The 15,819-nt window shown below is 56.5% G+C and carries 9 protein-coding genes; 5 read left to right on the top strand and 4 right to left on the bottom strand.

The features are described from left to right. Window positions 1-569: 569 nt before the first annotated feature. Together SH678x_RS00830 and SH678x_RS00825 are read left to right on the top strand one after the other, a co-directional pair. A complete protein-coding gene (locus SH678x_RS00830) occupies window positions 570-2,834 on the top strand; it encodes a glutamine synthetase III family protein (protein WP_496920983.1) in 2,265 nt (754 codons plus the stop codon). A gap of 112 nt (window positions 2,835-2,946) precedes the next feature. After that, window positions 2,947-4,014 carry a potassium channel family protein gene (locus SH678x_RS00825; RefSeq protein ID WP_496920982.1) on the top strand — a complete coding sequence of 356 codons (1,068 nt, stop codon included), beginning with the start codon at window positions 2,947-2,949 and terminating at the stop codon, window positions 4,012-4,014. A 4-nt stretch (window positions 4,015-4,018) separates the two neighbouring features. On the opposite strand, the gene SH678x_RS00820 is transcribed toward SH678x_RS00825, so the two are convergent. From SH678x_RS00820 to SH678x_RS00805, 4 genes are all read right to left on the bottom strand, one after another. Then, window positions 4,019-4,978, bottom strand: a complete 960-nt coding sequence (locus SH678x_RS00820; RefSeq protein ID WP_496920981.1) for an alpha/beta hydrolase — start codon at window positions 4,976-4,978, stop codon at window positions 4,019-4,021. 132 nt (window positions 4,979-5,110) lie between these two features. Beyond that, complete coding sequence (locus tag SH678x_RS00815) at window positions 5,111-5,905, bottom strand: hypothetical protein (protein ID WP_496920980.1); 795 nt, start codon at window positions 5,903-5,905, stop codon at window positions 5,111-5,113. Window positions 5,906-6,037: 132 nt separating this feature from the next. Continuing rightward, window positions 6,038-7,123 carry a site-2 protease family protein gene (locus SH678x_RS00810; protein WP_496920979.1) on the bottom strand — a complete coding sequence of 362 codons (1,086 nt, stop codon included), beginning with the start codon at window positions 7,121-7,123 and terminating at the stop codon, window positions 6,038-6,040. A gap of 87 nt (window positions 7,124-7,210) precedes the next feature. Further along, window positions 7,211-8,836 (bottom strand): HDOD domain-containing protein, encoded by a 1,626-nt coding sequence (locus SH678x_RS00805; RefSeq protein WP_496920978.1) that lies wholly within the window; start codon window positions 8,834-8,836, stop codon window positions 7,211-7,213. A gap of 252 nt (window positions 8,837-9,088) precedes the next feature. Here SH678x_RS00805 and SH678x_RS00800 point away from each other — a divergent pair, with 252 nt between their 5' ends. From SH678x_RS00800 to SH678x_RS00790, 3 genes are all read left to right on the top strand, one after another. After that, window positions 9,089-12,025 (top strand): YCF48-related protein, encoded by a 2,937-nt coding sequence (locus tag SH678x_RS00800; RefSeq protein ID WP_496920977.1) that lies wholly within the window; start codon window positions 9,089-9,091, stop codon window positions 12,023-12,025. A gap of 190 nt (window positions 12,026-12,215) precedes the next feature. After that, the gene (locus tag SH678x_RS00795) at window positions 12,216-12,596 is read left to right on the top strand and encodes a BlaI/MecI/CopY family transcriptional regulator (RefSeq protein ID WP_496920976.1); all 381 of its coding nucleotides are present in this window, start codon (window positions 12,216-12,218) and stop codon (window positions 12,594-12,596) included. A 135-nt stretch (window positions 12,597-12,731) separates the two neighbouring features. Next, window positions 12,732-15,794, top strand: coding sequence for a M56 family metallopeptidase (locus SH678x_RS00790; RefSeq protein WP_496920975.1), 3,063 nt, complete (start codon window positions 12,732-12,734; stop codon window positions 15,792-15,794). Window positions 15,795-15,819: the final 25 nt, after the last annotated feature.

Below are 15,819 nucleotides of genomic sequence, written 5' to 3'. Positions count from 1 at the left end.
GCACGCCGTGTTGCAAAGCACGATTTCGGCCTGCGTAGCAGCCCGGCTATTTATCTCTTCACGCCACGGCACACGCTTTGCCTTAGACGAAATCGCAACGCATTAGCATTCTTTGATTCTGCCACTCGAAGCGTTTCTTGATTTCGTTCCTTACCACTCCATTACTGGTCCGGCGAAGCTTGTTTTTCGTGATTTTCTGCCGCGTATTGTCATTTGCTGAGCGGAGATGCCTTCTCGGCGCGAAACCTTTCGCAGGTTTCTGCTGGTGGCTCTCTAGGCTGGTGGATGTCTATTCTCAGCGCAGAGCGTGCCTAGTTAAAGCGCATTGCTTGGCGTACCACGCGACGCAGTCACACTGAGAAACACTTTTCCCCGAGGCCCCATTTTGCCAAGTCGCCAGCAATTGGTTGGTCCTGACCAGCCGTTTTCTGTTTGATCACGAATAGACGAGCATGGAGCTCGCTCGTCCTGAGGCGCCACGGTTGGCACAGACAGGCTGGGTCCCCTGCCCCATGGCAGGGGGTCCCCAGTCTTTCCAGACAATCCAAAACCTTAGGAAAGGGTGTGCCATGAGCACCATGAGTTACAGTGATTCGTCGTCGACCGAGACTCGCAAGTTTGGCGCGGCAGCCGGCGGCGGAGGGGCCTCGAACATGGGCTTAAGCCCACGCATGGCCGCGATCTCAGCGGTCACGAACTATCAACCGCTCTCGCCTCCTTTGGATTTCACCAAGACCCCCGCGCAACAACTGTTTGCGACCAACGTGTTCAGCAAGTCGGTCATGAAAGATCGCTTGCCAAAGCCGATCTTCAAGTCGGTCATGAAAACCATCGAAGCGGGCGAGAAGCTCGATCCGGAGATTGCCGACATCGTCGCCTCGGCGATGAAAGATTGGGCCATCGAAAAGGGCGCCACGGCCTATGCCCATGTGTTCTATCCTTTGACCGGACTCACGGCCGAGAAGCACGACAGCTTTCTCTCGCCCGACGGCAACGGCGGCGCGGTCACCGAGTTTTCAGGCAAGCAACTGATTCAAGGTGAGCCCGACGGTTCGAGCTTCCCCTCGGGCGGTATCCGCGCGACGTTTGAAGCCCGCGGCTATACGATCTGGGACGTCACGAGCCCTGCCTACATTCTCGAAAATCCCAACGGCACGACGCTCTGCATCCCCACCGCCTTCGTGTCGTGGACCGGCGAAGCGCTTGATAAAAAGACGCCCCTCTTGCGTTCGATGCAGGCGCTCAACGGACAGGCTCAGCGGATTCTGAAAATCTTCGGCCACGAAGACGGAGCATTCGTCGCCTCGACGGCGGGTCCCGAGCAAGAATACTTTTTGGTGGATCGGCATTTCTATTTTGCTCGCCCTGACTTATTCACCGCCGGTCGTACGCTGTTTGGTGCGACTCCTCCCAAGGGTCAAGAGTTCGAAGATCATTACTTCGGCGCCATTCCCGAACGCGTGTTGGCCTTCATGCTTGAAGCCGAACGCGAATTGTTCAAGCTGGGCATTCCCGTCAAGACCCGCCACAACGAAGTGGCCCCGGGCCAGTACGAGATCGCCCCCGTGTTCGAATCGGCGAACTTGGCCAACGATCACCAACAACTTGTGATGATCACGCTCAAGCGCGTGGCCGAAAAGTACGGCATGGCGTGCTTAACTCACGAAAAGCCCTTCGCAGGCGTCAACGGTTCGGGTAAGCATGTCAACTGGTCGCTCGGTAGTGCCACGCAAGGCAACTTGCTCGATCCCGGTGAGACCCCGCATGAAAACGCCCAATTCCTTGTGTTCTGCGCCGCGGTCATGCGAGCCGTCTATCTAAATCAAGGCCTGCTGCGGGCGTCGGTCGCCACCGCGGGTAATGATCATCGCCTCGGTGCGAATGAAGCCCCGCCAGCGATTATTTCGGTCTTCCTAGGCGATCAACTCGCCGACGTGTTCCAACAAATCAAGGCTGGCGGCGCGAAGTCGTCCATCGCCAAGGGAACGCTCACCGTGGGCGTCGACGTATTGCCGCCGCTCCCCAAGGATGCCGGCGACCGCAACCGCACGAGCCCGTTTGCCTTTACGGGCAATCGCTTCGAGTTCCGTGCAGTCGGTTCCAATCAATCGATTGCCGGACCGTTGGTGGTGATGAATACGATTGTGGCCGAATCGCTCGACTTCTGTGCGACGAAGTTGGAAAAGGCCATTGGTGGCGACCCCGCGAAACTGAACGAATCCGTGCAAACCTTGCTGACCGAGTTGATGGCCGAATGCGAGCCGATCATCTTCAACGGCGACGGTTATTCGGCCGCTTGGCATGAAGAAGCCCATAAGCGCGGCTTGTTGAATCTCAAGACCACGACCGACGCCCTGCCAGAACTTGATGGCCCTGGCGTGAAAGAATTGTTCTCGAAGTACAACGTTCTTTCCGAGCGGGAACTCGAAAGTCGGCTCGACATCTATCTGGAGCAATACTGCAAAACCGTCTCGGTCGAAGCCAAGCTCACGGTCGAAATGGCCAAGACGCTGATCTTCCCCGCGGCCGTGCGTTATCAAACTCAACTGGCCTCGGCGTGTGCCAACTTGGCCGCGGTCGGCATTGAATTCGATATGGACACGCTCGAAAAGATCACTGAAATGGTCAAAGGCCTACAGGACAGCACGGCCTCGCTGGAAAAGATTCTCGCAGATCCGAACGAAGGAAGTGTCCTGGAGCATGCTCGTTACTATTGCGAGGAAGTCCTCCCCGCGATGGCCGAGGTGCGGAAATACGCCGACTTGCTGGAAGGTTGGGTGGCCGACGATTTGTGGCCACTGCCAACCTATCAAGAGATGCTGTTCATCAAATAGCGTCAGTGTGTCGACGTTCCGATCAGAACAATGTCGGTTACGAGTTTCCCTCCCGGCGTGCCGGCGAGGGAAACTTGAAACCGTTCGGAGTCACCGTCCGCGGTGAGACAGCGTGTCACCACCCTTTCGGCGACTGGTAATCGGAACGTCTTTCTTTGCGCTGACCTGTTTGCTGGCCACGTTGGGATACATGCTCGCTGGCTGGAACGCGATGGACGCCATCTACATGGTGGTCATCACGATCTTCGGCGTCGGCTACGGCGAGGTGAACCCTATCGTCTCACCGCAACTGCGCGTGATGACTATCATGTTGATCGTGTTCGGTTACGGCTCGGCCATTTACACAGGGGGAGGTCTCGTGCAGATGCTACTCGAAGGAGAACTCAATCGGGCGCTCACCAATCGTCGGATGACCAAAGGAATTGAGGAACTGCGCGACCACGCGATCATCTGTGGCTTTGGCCGTGCGGGAAGTATCTTGGCCAAAGAGCTTCATACGGCGGGCATGCCCTTCGTGGTCGTCGATCAAGACGAAGTCAAGCTTGCTCAGGCCGAACAGCTCAAATATCTGATTTTACAAGGCAATGCGAGTGAAGATGACACGCTGTTGCAGGCTGCGGTGCAGCATGCCCGCGTGCTGGCTACGGTAGTGCCCGACGACGCAGCCAACGTGTTTATCACGCTCACGGCACGGGTGCTCAATCCGAACATCGAAATCATTGCCCGGGCGGAGAACCCGGCCACGGAGTCCAAGCTGCTGCGGAGTGGCGCCACGCGCGTCGTGCTTCCCGCCGCAATTGGCGGCAAGCGGATGGCGCAGCTGATCACTCATCCGAAAAGCGAAGACCTCCTTGCCGATCCCCAGAAGCACGAACAGTTGCAACACGAGTTGTCGCTGATCGGTCTGCAAATGTACGAAATCAAAGTGGCACCCGGCGGCGAAATCGATGGCCGTCAAGTGAGCGAGATCGTCTCTGCCAAAGATCACAAATTTTTGATCGTGGCGGTGCAAACTCACGCCGGCGACATGGTGATTGATCCCCCTTTGGAACACACGGTTAAGGCGGGAGATGTCTTATTCGTGCTCTCACGCGGAGAGTATTTTCCCATGCTGACGGCCACCACCAAGCAATGCTACGAAATGCACTACCGTGGTGCGAAAATGATGGTCAACGGCTGAGCAATCACTCCGGTTCATGAAAGCCGCGTTCGACTTTATCCTCGGGGTCGGTCGACGCGCCGTGGTCGCGCCATAGCCAGCGCATCATCTCGGGCAGGATCGCCCCGCCCTGTTGCGAGCCGTGGTTACCGATGCCCCAGGTGTAAGTCATGTCGTAATCTTTTTCTTCCAAGGCACGGGCCATGCGGTTGTTCTGAAGGAACCAATCCCACTCGGGATCATACTTACCATCGCGCATGCCACGATTGTCGTTACGGCCGCTTTGCAGAAAGATACGAATCGGTTTTTTCTCGCTCGCCCGGATGATGTCGGGATATTTGTGCCCGCCGCGGATGTTGGTGTAGCTGCCGACGATGGAAAGCACCTTGCTGAATTGATCGGGCCGCTGCCAAGCGACCGTAAACGCAGCAATCGCGCCGGAACTCACGCCGCCGATGCCGTGGTCTTTAGCCTTGGGCGAGATGTTGTATTTTTCTTTTAACACGGGGAGGAGCTCGTCGATGATCACGCGAGCGTAGCGATCATCGAGCGAGTTATATTCTTCGGGCCGATTGGTGTGCTTGTCGCCCCAATCATTCATCGTCGGTTCGGGTTGCTCGGGCGTGCGGCCGGGATTAATAAACACGGCGATCATCACGGGAATCTCACGGCGATAAATGAGATTGTCGAGCACGTGCCGGGCGCGCAAAGGTCCATCTTCTTTCACAAACGCTTGGCCATCTTGAAAAATCATCAAGCTCGCTGGCGTCTTGGGATCGTACTGCGCAGGCACATAAACCCAATACGTGTGCTGCGTGCCGGGAAAGACTTCCGACGGCAACACGAACGGCCCCGTGAGCTCGCCTTGCGGCACGCCTTCATGAGGGCGCGAATCGGGACCCAACTTGTAGTACTGGTCGGGGTTCTGAGCGTGAACGACTAACCCAGCACAACACAGACACACAAACAGAAAAACCCGTCGCATTGCTGACTCCAGAAAAGAAACAAAGACTTTGCCGTGATTCTAAGTCAGCGAGAATGCCAGCGAAAGCGGGTTGCGGCAGTGGATTTGAAACCACGAATCAAACGAATTGCACGAATAAATAAATTCTGTGCGTTACCGAGCTTCGGGCAATTTTCCTTCGAGTGCTTGATCAAGAGCCTTTGCCAATTTGTCATGAAAATCCGCATCGGCTTCAACCGCTTTGTACTTCTCTGCGGCGCTTTCTGCTTCATCCTTGCGATCGTTGATCACAAGGAGCGCTACTAAAGTCGAGGCATCCTCGATAAACCGTTTGTTCCGGTACTCCTTCATCATTTCTGCATGTTCAGGATTAGCCTTGAACCGACGGTCGAGTTTGAACATTTCGAGATCGCGACGTACGGATACATCGGGGCGCAGATACTTTCCACACAGAGTGTATTCCTTGGCACTAATAAGCGCTGGCTCAGCAATGCCATACATGAGCCCCGCCGCTTTGGGGTTTCGCTCGTCAACAAATTTAAACAATTCCACGGTATCAGATTCTTCACCAAGTTCACGATTCAGCGAAGCGATATCATGCACGTCCTCGAAGGAAATGTCTTTGCCGTCATCAGCTGTGATCTTATCTCTTGTCTTGATCCGAATTTCATTCAACTTTTCAAGCGCGGGAGGATACTTCTTGCCAAGCTCGTGCCAATAACCAAGCGCGAACGACAATCGCACACCTGTCATTGCCGGCTCGAATTTTAGCGCGTTCTCATGAAACCACACGTGTTTCGCAAGAGCCAACTCATATTTTCCCTTGCGTGCGTCATCCTGAGCTTCATTAAGTATCGCCTGAACGTCTGGCTTCTCCGGTGGAGTCCACTCCTCGGCAAAAGCGGTCATGGCAAACAGTCCAACAATAAGAAAAGCAACGAGTTTCATGAGAATCCCGATGAAAATGTCTTGGTATTCTACCCCAACGCACCATCATCTTACAGCGAATGGAATCCGACAACAATTATGCGTCGAAGGCACGAATCATGGCCTATTCGTGCTATTCGTGGTTAACCCAACTTACATCCGGAATCCCTGAATCGGGAAGCACAGCACTGGGATTGTGAGCGATGCCAGGCCGATGGCCCAGCGGATGGGGCCGAGTTCGACTTTGTCGTTGGCCGTGGGGGGATGGTGAATTCCCATGAAGATGACCAGGACCAGCATCGGGGTCCACATCACCGCTTGATTGAGATTGGCCACCACGTAAAAAATAGCCACGCAAACAAACCACTTGGCGAGCGTGTGAGCCCGGTCGAGAAACAGGGCGTAGATCGTGTGCCCGCCGTCGAGTTGGCTGATGGGCATCATGTTCAGGCCGGTGATGAGCATGCCCACCCAACCCGCCATGAAGTAGGGATTGAGCTGCGAGATGCCAATCCACTCGCGGTTGATCCACTGGGGATGAGCTTCTTGGTGGACCAGCTTGAGCATCCACTGGCCGAGGGGGGGCATGTAGAGTTGGAACTCGCCGTTCTGGGGAAGGCGCGTCAGATCGAGCTCGTGAATCCCCCACCAGAAAACGGGGATCGCCACAACGAGCCCCGCCAACGGTCCGGCAATGCCGATATCAAAGATCTGGCGGCGATCGGCGCGCATGCCGTCCATGCCGATGACAGCCCCCATCGTGCCGATGGCATTGAACGGCACGGGAATGCAGAGCGGATAGCTCGCCGGGATGTGGTATCTCACCGTTTGCAGGAAGTGGCCCATCTCGTGGGTCAGCAGAATCGCTAGCACCGCGGCCATATATTGCACGCCGTTGAGCCAGTTCGCTTCGATGATGCGACCCATGGCGGCATAGGTGCCGAGGAACCGTGGTTCAAGCGGCTCCCAATTGGTCACGCCGACCCAAAATGTCGACGCACACGTGGCGAGAAACAACAGGATTGGCAACAGCGTGCGCCGCTGCGGACGAAAATGCAGGTCCGAAACTGTCAGCTCGGGCAGATGCGACACCGCCGGATCGTTAAACGAATCCTCAATGTCGAGTTGCGGAGGCACCGAGCGATCAAACTCTTGAGAAGTGCCCACCCGTTGCGGAGTGCCCGTCGCGGGCGGAACTGCGGGAGTCTGTGTTTCAGTCGTGGGGGCCTCTGCTTCCATCGAAGAATCTTACCGGAGTCGCTTGCCTGAGCCTAGGGCGGGCCGATCCTGCCTAGCTACCAGGAGTTCGCAAAAAGCTTGCCGATCTTAGTAAATTTCGAGACTTTTTACGACGCTGGTCTCGCTGGCCTTGGCCGCCGATAGGCAGCGTAGGGCCGTGCTGAGCAAATCTAACGGCTGGAAATTCTTCGAGGGGAGCGTCACCGATGCGACACCCGCGCTGACGACCCCCTGCACCGGGTGCCCTGCTTCCATGAGCCGTTCCAGCGAAGCTTCGACATTGCGAATCAAGGTGTGGGCCAAATCGATGGCGTCTTGTCGGTCGCAAGTCGGTAGAACCATCGTTCTTTGCAAAGAAGCACTACGTTCTGTGAGCGTATTGGTGGGTAACTCCGCCCGGCAGGCAGCCTCGAGCAGCGGGGTCACCAAATCTTCTTGCTGTTCAAGCGTGGGTCCACAGACTTCCAGCATCAAAACACTCAGCGGCTGCCGACGAGTGCGGCACGTGCCTGCAATCAACGTTATCCAATGAACGAATTGACTCTTCCACGGCTGGTTCGTAGCTCGTTTGACAACAGGCTTAAGAGCTTTTTCCAAAGAAGTGGGTTGAAGTGCGGGAAAAGCTTCCGGTGAGTTCGGCGCTCGATTGAGAAAACTATCCATCGCTGCTCGCAATTGCACTGCCTCGAGCAGCAATGATTCGGTCGTATGCAGCCCATCAGTGGGTTTGTTTGAATGCGCACCAAATGCTGTTTCCGTGAGCTCCGACATCTGCTCGTGGGCCGCGATCAGTACGTCGACAAAGTCGAGGGCATGACAAACGTCCAGCGACAAGATTTCAGCCAGATGCCCCACCTTGGGTTGCAGGCTCACGATCAATTCATGCAGTTCGGCCTTGGTGAGGTCGCAATATTCTTCACCCGCTTCCAACAAGTCGGGCAACACACTGAGGCGATGCTGGCCGACCAGCTCTCCGGTGAGATTGGCCATATGCAGGACACGCGCGAGCGGGCTATTGAGTCGATGCTCTTTGGCGAGAGTGCGCGGATCATGCTGGCCGGCAATCGCTTCGACCAGCGGCCGAGGCATGTTCCATTCTTTGAGCATTGCCGCGGTAAGTTGGATGTGATCAAAGCCAAACGCATCGGTTTCGATCTGTCGGAGGTCAGCCCCTGTTTCGGTGGCCCGAATCAGCATCACGGCATAAGAAGCACCCAATTGCTTGGCGAACACCAGAATACCTAGGCCTTGCAGCAGCCCTGCCAGAAAGGCTTCGTCGCCGGGTGTGTCGAAAAGTTGTTCGCTGATTTCACGCGCCGCTACGGCACGGGCGAGCGTGGTCGTCCAATACCATTTGAGCGGTTCGCGACCGATGTTCGCAAACAAGTTGTCAGGCAAACTAAAGCCCAACACCAAAATCTTGAGCGGTTTGATTCCCAAAAGAGCGATCGCTTGATTGAGATCACTCACCTCACCCGGCAAACCAAACAGCGAACTGTTCACAACTCGCAAAACTTTGGCCGTCAGCGCGGGGTCGCGCAGAATGCATTCTTTGATCGCTTGGGGGGTGACGCTCGTATCGCTTGTTAATTGAAGGACTTCCGCCGCGACCGAGGGGAGCGTGTACAACAACTTCGCCCGAGCGACCATTTCCTCCATCGCTGGCGTGGCGTGTTGTCCTTCGAGGGGTGAAAGCCCGGTAGTGGTGAGCATGGCGGCGAGACTCGCAGGAGGGAGACAGCGCGAGCCTGACTCGCGGCGGAGGGATTAAGGAAATATAGGTCATGTTTACCCCGCGAAACGTACCGCTAGCACAGTCGCTACAAACTGAAAAATGCGTAGTGGGTGGCATGCCCTCGTACTCGTGGGCATGTGAAACACACATCCTCTCTCGGGATGACACATTCCCCAAAAATCCTTTACAATCCACGCCTCTCGAACCCGCTGAAGCCATGGAAGGCCTAGATGGAACGTTGGTCCATTCTGTTGTGTTGTGTGCTGGGGGCGTGCTGGCCCAATGTGGAGCTTCGCGCACAAAGCGAATCACCCGCGTTGGTCACTCAAACCGCCGCTCAAGCACTACTCGCCCCACGGATCGAAGATGCGGCACTCCACGATGTGGCTTTCGTGGATCGCGAACAGGGTTGGGCCGTCGGCGATCATGGCACGATCTGGCACACAACCGATGGCGGCCGGAATTGGCTTCCTCAAAATTCTTCCGTGAATGTTGATCTCCACGGCGTGTGGTTTGCCAGTCGCGATTTGGGTTGGGCCGTGGGGGGCACGACGAAACCTTATCTCTGGACCAGCCAAGCCACGGTCTTGCGAACAACCGACGGCGGGCAAACTTGGGAACCACAATTAGCTCTCTTGCCGGCACTCGAGCGCGTGAAGTTTTTTGATGAGCAGCGTGGTGTCGCCTGGGGACGTGGCTCGGGGGGCGATCCGCTCGGAGTGTTTGCGTCCGACGACGGAGGACTCAATTGGCGCAACTTGGCTGTGGGCCCAACGTCGGCCTGGTGGGGTGGTGATTTTCTCAATCAACACACCGGCGTGGTCGTTGGTTCCGCAGGTCAAGCCGCGCGAATCACGGCGGGCGATGCGATTCCGCTCAATCTCAATGGCAATAGATGTAACATCCGTGCGGTGAAGCTGGAAACCAACGGCACGGGTTGGCTGGTCGGAGATGGCGGCCTGATCATGCGGACCAGCGATGGGGGCGTGACGTGGATTCCCAACGAAGTCTTGCCCAGCGATATCGCCAGTGCCGTCGAGTGGCAAGCGATCGCCACGCATGGCAGTCATGTGTGGATCGTCGGCACTCCGGGTACGGTCGTATTGCATTCACCCGATGCCGGCCAAACGTGGCAAGGTCATGCCACGGGCCAACACATACAACTCCGCGATGTTGCCTTTGTCGACGACACCCACGGCTGGGCCGTCGGCGAGATGGGAACAATTCTCGCCACCAACGACGGCGGGCAGACATGGCAGACTCAACGCCGTGGCGGTGAACGGGCTGCGGTATTAATGATCGTTCGTGATGAAAGTCAGATTCCATTCGCCACGCTCGCCAAATTGGCCAACAGCGACGGCTATCGGACGGTTGTTCACATCACCGGCTCACGAACAGGACGAACCGATCCTGCCGCGGAAGCTCGCCTGCAAGCGGCCATCACCGCGCTGGACGGCACCGCCGTCACGCGATCTTCATCAGAACTCACGAAAGATGAATTGCTAATCAATTTAGTGCGCGAGTTGCGACTATGGCGTCCTGATGTGGTGATCGTTCCGGATGAAACTCTAGAAGATTCATCGATTGAAACCGCCATCACAAAAGCCGCAGACGAGAGCGAGCATCCCGAACTTGCGCAGCAACTCGCACTCGGTGCCTGGCAAGTCAAGCGTGTGTTCACTTTGTTAGCAGGTACGGAACGCGGAACCCATCGCGTTCAATCAGCGGCAGTCATTCCGCTCACGGGGCAATCGCTCGCCGATCTGGCCACGGTTGCGAGAAGTTGGTTGCGATCTGATTTCGAGCCACTTACCGAAACCGAGGAATTCCTGCTCAAAGCAAGCTACGACGGAGAGCCCATGCAATCGGTCGAAGACTTGGCCGCGGGGCTTGATATCGCACCGGGAAGTGATTGCCGTCGGCCATTGGCAACTTCGGATACGCCGTTCGATCCGCAAGTGCAACGTCGGCTCGCCGAAAAACGGCGGAACGTCGGCAGCATCATGCGCATGAGCGCCGGCAACCCCGCGCTGCTGGGTCAAGTCGGACAAATGATCGGCGACCTCGACGAAAGCGCCGCGGCAGCGTTGTTGTTGGAATTAGCTACCCACTTTCAGCAAAACAATCAAATGGAGTTGGCGGTTGCTTGCCAAGAGTTGCTCACTCGCCGTTGCCCAAGCGATCCGCTCGCCGATCAGGCTCTCGTGTGGTTGGTGCAGTACTACGCGAGCAGCGAGACAGCACATGCTTATCGACCGGTCACGACTGAAGTCACAAATTCGCTCGCCAGTACTCATGAACTACCGACGGCAATAAATAACGTGCAACCTGCCACGGCTTTGATGGAAGCTAAAGAAGCCCCGCAATCGAGTGCGGTTGCCCAGCAACGTTTTACCCGTGCCGCGCAAGTCGCTGAACATATTGCTCACACGCGACCGCTGCTCTATAGCGAACCGCAAGTCCGCGTCCCCTGGGCCATCGCCGAGCGCAAGCGCGGCATTCCCGACACTGCCGAACGTTATTTGGAATCTTTAGGTATTCGCTTTCCCGGTGAAGCGTGGCAAGCATGCGGCGAAGTCGAGCGTTGGCTAGCCGATCCTAGTAAACCGCCTCCCAAGAAGGAGCGTGTGATTTGCCGGTTCACCATCACCAAGCCACAACTCGACGGCAAGCTCGATGAACCCTTCTGGGAAAAGTCGTCGGCACTTACGCCGTCGAACAATCAAGAACCTTCCGCGGGGATTCGCTTGGCTTGGGATGAAGAGTATTTGTATCTCGCCCTGCAATGCGCGAAATCTCCAGAGCATGCTTATCCCATGGAACAGCGACGAAGGACATACGATGCCGAACTCACGGATCACGATCATGTGAGACTTTTCTTAGACGTAGACCGCGATTACACCACCTATTTTTCGCTCGCCGTCGATCACCGTGGTTGGACGCACGATGCCTGTTGGCACGATGCCTCGTGGAATCCCAAATGGTTTGTTGCGGCCAGCAGTGATGACTCGAATTGGTCCGCCGAGGCGGCAATCCCCTGGAAAGAATTAACCCCAACCGCCCCGAAAGCCGGCGATGCGTGGACCGTCAGCAGCCAGCGAATCTTACCCAATGCGGCATCGCAAACTCTTGGACCCCAAGACTTTCGAGTACTGATCTTTAAGTAGTGCGAGTTCCTCTAGCCGGACCGTCACACGGTCCGGGATTTCTTGGCTACGCACAACACCTCCCCCGGACCGCGTTGCTCTCCGGCTGTTTGAAAAATTCTGCTTGACACCGTCAATTCTAATTCTTTAGAATTAGCAACGCCCCGGGATGGCAATCCTTGGGCGTGGAACTCTTTCAAGGAACTTGCACATGCCACGGCCCGCTTCTCTCCACCCCACGGACGGCGAACTCGAAATCCTGCGGGTTCTCTGGGCTGCCGGACCGTCGTCGCTTAGCACGATCTGCGAATCGCTCCGCAGCGAACGCGACGTCGCCACGACCACGGTCGCCACGATGCTCAAGGTCATGCTCGACAAAAAGCTCGTGAAGCGTGCCGGCAGCGGCCGGGGTGCCATGTGGTCGGCCGTCGTCACCCAAAAGTCCGCGGCGCGAGGCATGGTTCGCAAACTCGTCGAGGGAGTTTTCGACGGCTCGGCCCATCGTCTGGCCGCGCACCTCGTCGAAGGGGGCCAACTCACGGGAAAGCAGTTGGCGGAATTGAAACAACTGATCGAACAGAAAACCAAATAGCTATCCAATGACTCACGTCCGTCATTCCTGGTGGAGTTCTACGACGGCCAGGAATCCAGAGCGCCATCAACAGCCTGGATTCCCTGGACTCGCGAAACTCGCCAGGGAATGACAAAATTCACAAAGGGCCGTGCGATGAATGCTTCTTTTCTCTGCCTCGCGGCAACATGGCAACAAGCGTGGCCGCTGGTCGGCTGGACGATGCTCTGGTTCCTGGCATCAGGAACTGTCGTACTCATCGTAAGCGCGGCGGTGAGAATTGTAATTAAGCGAGCAAACTCTCAAGTGCGTTACGCTACGTCGCTTGCCGGTTTCGCAGTGCTCGCCTTGCTGCCAATCGCCATCGCAGGTTATCTCACAACGAGCCTCCCGCGTGATATAACCCGGTCGTCCCGGCCAGGTTTGGATGAAACCACGAACTTCATCGAACTCAATCCCAACTTTGAAACCAAGAATCAAACCGATTCCATGACGAGCCTCCCGCGTGAGCGGGGGGAGCGCGTCGGCGACGAGCGCTCAGAAAACACCGAAACCGCAATTCCCGGTTGGGACAACCGGGCTATGTTGAATTCAATTTTGAATGCAATTGTTTCTTATCTTCCTTGGCTCTGGCTCGTTGGTACGCCGCTGACATTTTTGTTGCTCGCCACGGGATTGATCGGGGCCGAACGCCTGCGCAAATCTTGTCAGACACTCACCGACGGTCCGATTCTCGCAGCGTGCGAACGTGTGCGAACTCAACTCGCGATCGCGCGGCACGTGGGAATCGCGATTTGTCATTCTGTAAGTTCACCCCTGTTAATTGGCATTGTCAAACCGCTCATCCTGCTACCCCCCGCGGCGCTCACCGGCTGGACCACCGAGGAACTGGAAATGGTGCTGCTGCACGAACTGGCCCACGTGCGTCGGTGGGACAATGGCGTGAATCTCGTGCAGCGGATGGTCGAGTCGCTGCTCTTCTTTCATCCCGCCACGTGGATCATGAGCAACTGGGTTCGCCGCGACCGCGAGGATTGCTGCGACGCGATCGTGGTCAGTCAGACCGCGAAACCGCAAGCGTATGCGGAATTATTATTAACTCTCGCCTCGCATACGCCTGGCCTGGCCACTTCAGTGGCCATGGCACAACATCCCATCGCGTCGCGCATCCGGCGGATTCTCAAGATCGAAGACGAACCGATGCTGATCTCACGCAAAGGACTCACGCTCGGCGTCGGCATCGTACTAGCGACAGTGCTCCTCGCGTTCGCGCTCCCCGCCAGCGAAGCCGAAGAGGCGAGCCTCCCGCGTGAGCGGGGGGAGAGTGAACAAGTTAGCCGCGAGGCAGAGCGCGTCGGCAACGAGCGCTCGGCGGAAGAAACCACGAATCCGGCGAACCGTAAGCGTGAGCGCCCGGAGAACACAGCGGATTTAACCATGGAGGAACCGGAGAACTTTAATGATGTCGGGACTATGCAAAGCTGGTTCAAGGCAAGCAATTCTAATCCCCCGCAACGCGTGGAATATGCGGTTCCCGCGGGTTACGCCAGCGAGGTGGAAGCTGCGTTTAAGGGCCTCCAGAGTGATCCCTATGGCCCACGTGCAAGCTTTCAGTGGAAATGGCTGGAGGAAGGAAAAGTAATCTCAATTGAAGCACCCCAACAGGCCAACGACAAATGGTTTCGTCCTCTTTTCGATCGAATGGCCAAACATGCGTCCCTCTTCCCAACCCTCGAAGAACAACGCGCGGCGGACTTTGCTTACAAGTTGCTCGGCGTGGAGTTGGAAAAACTCAGTGAGGAAGATCTCGAGCGCGTGAAAGCCAAGGGATACAAAGGTGGTCTGATAGTGAATAGAGGAAGCGATGGGGGGTTTGGTGGCCCCTTAGCTCCTGGCGACCTTTTGGTGGGCCTGCACGTCTGGCCGACGGAATCGCTCGATCAAGTGCAAGAGATTCTTCAACGCGACGACCTCGATCAACTCTCTCCTCTGAAGTTCTATGTCTTACGACGTGCACGAACTAGTGGCCGTGGTGGTGGCTTCGCAGGTGCGCCTCCAACGGGACCAGATGAATTGGTCACCGGCCGCATTCAGGTCGATCTCGATGCCTGGCGGACCATGCGCGGAGAAACCAAAGCACAAGAGCCCAGATTAACTACCGACAACACGAGCGCAACTCCCCTTCTCTACGACGGCAAAACTTTCGACGATTGGCGTGATCTCTGGACCACCGAACTCAAAACCGAAAGGCGCGTCGAATGCATCAAAGCCCTCGCGGCGTTCGGTCGGGCGGGGCGTGGTAAGGAGGCGTCCGAAGCGATTCTTGAGGTGGCGGCGGAATTTGACTTCGGGAACTTTGAAGGCAGCTCTGCTCAAGACCTCAAACAGGCGATCACGCAAGTTCTGGCTGGTGTCGAAGGCATTGAGGGACAGTACTGGTTGCCGCAACTCATGGAACGGCTGAAAGCGGATCCTGCAAAATGGAGTTCGTTCGCCGAGTGGGTGCTTGAAGATGCCCGGGGTAAGAATGTTGCCCCTTACCTCAAGCAGTTAGCCCGGGATCCCAGCTTATCAGTTTATGCGCGGGCCGGTGCCATTGCCGGCTTGGCGTCTCAGCAGGACATTGCCGACGATGCCGAGTCCATGACGATGGTGCGTGAAGTTTTGACCGGTGATGACCCCAAGATGATTCCCGCCCTGATCAGCAACTTGAATTTCACTCGACTCGACCTGTTTCCCGAGCAGGCCGAGTTGTTTATTCACAAGAACGATCAGATTCGCAATGCCGCATGGGGCCAGTTCCGTCGCGGTTTCAACCCCGCGCAGGGCGTCCCTTTTATGGAATTGTTTCTCAAGGTGATCGATGACCCAACTCGCAAAGAGGATCATGCCCACGCAATCGAAGCATTGGGTTTGTTAAGTAGTCACTTCAACAACAACGCCGACATGCAAAAGCGTCAACCCGAAGTTGTGGACAAGCTAACCCAACTGCTCATCGATGGTAATGTCGAGTTACTTCCGGCAACATTGCTAACCAGATCGAAGCTAGGAGCGCAATCCGTCGAACTCCTCATTGAGAATCTTGGAGACGAAATTACTGCAGAGCGTCGCCGGCAATTGGACGAAGCCGCACAGAAAGCCGAAGATCTAGAGGCCCAGCAAAACCCCATGGGCATGGGTGGCGGTATGGGTGGTGGTGGTGGTGGTGGAATGTTTTGAACCCCGAATCTTGCGAATGCCCAGA

Source organism: Bythopirellula superficialaquae (assembly GCF_059632245.1).
This window is presented reverse-complemented; position numbering and strand designations above follow the sequence as displayed.

Excerpts from the sequence above, each read along its gene's own strand:
- SH678x_RS00790 (WP_496920975.1), top strand. The coding sequence starts at position 12,732 with ATGAATGCTTCTTTTCTCTGCCTCGCGGCAACATGGCAACAAGCGTGG.
- SH678x_RS00830 (WP_496920983.1), top strand. The coding sequence starts at position 570 with ATGAGCACCATGAGTTACAGTGATTCGTCGTCGACCGAGACTCGCAAG.
- SH678x_RS00800 (WP_496920977.1), top strand. The coding sequence starts at position 9,089 with ATGGAACGTTGGTCCATTCTGTTGTGTTGTGTGCTGGGGGCGTGCTGG.
- SH678x_RS00805 (WP_496920978.1), bottom strand. The coding sequence starts at position 8,836 with ATGCTCACCACTACCGGGCTTTCACCCCTCGAAGGACAACACGCCACG.
- SH678x_RS00795 (WP_496920976.1), top strand. The coding sequence starts at position 12,216 with ATGCCACGGCCCGCTTCTCTCCACCCCACGGACGGCGAACTCGAAATC.
- SH678x_RS00810 (WP_496920979.1), bottom strand. The coding sequence starts at position 7,123 with ATGGAAGCAGAGGCCCCCACGACTGAAACACAGACTCCCGCAGTTCCG.
- SH678x_RS00820 (WP_496920981.1), bottom strand. The coding sequence starts at position 4,978 with ATGCGACGGGTTTTTCTGTTTGTGTGTCTGTGTTGTGCTGGGTTAGTC.
- SH678x_RS00815 (WP_496920980.1), bottom strand. The coding sequence starts at position 5,905 with ATGAAACTCGTTGCTTTTCTTATTGTTGGACTGTTTGCCATGACCGCT.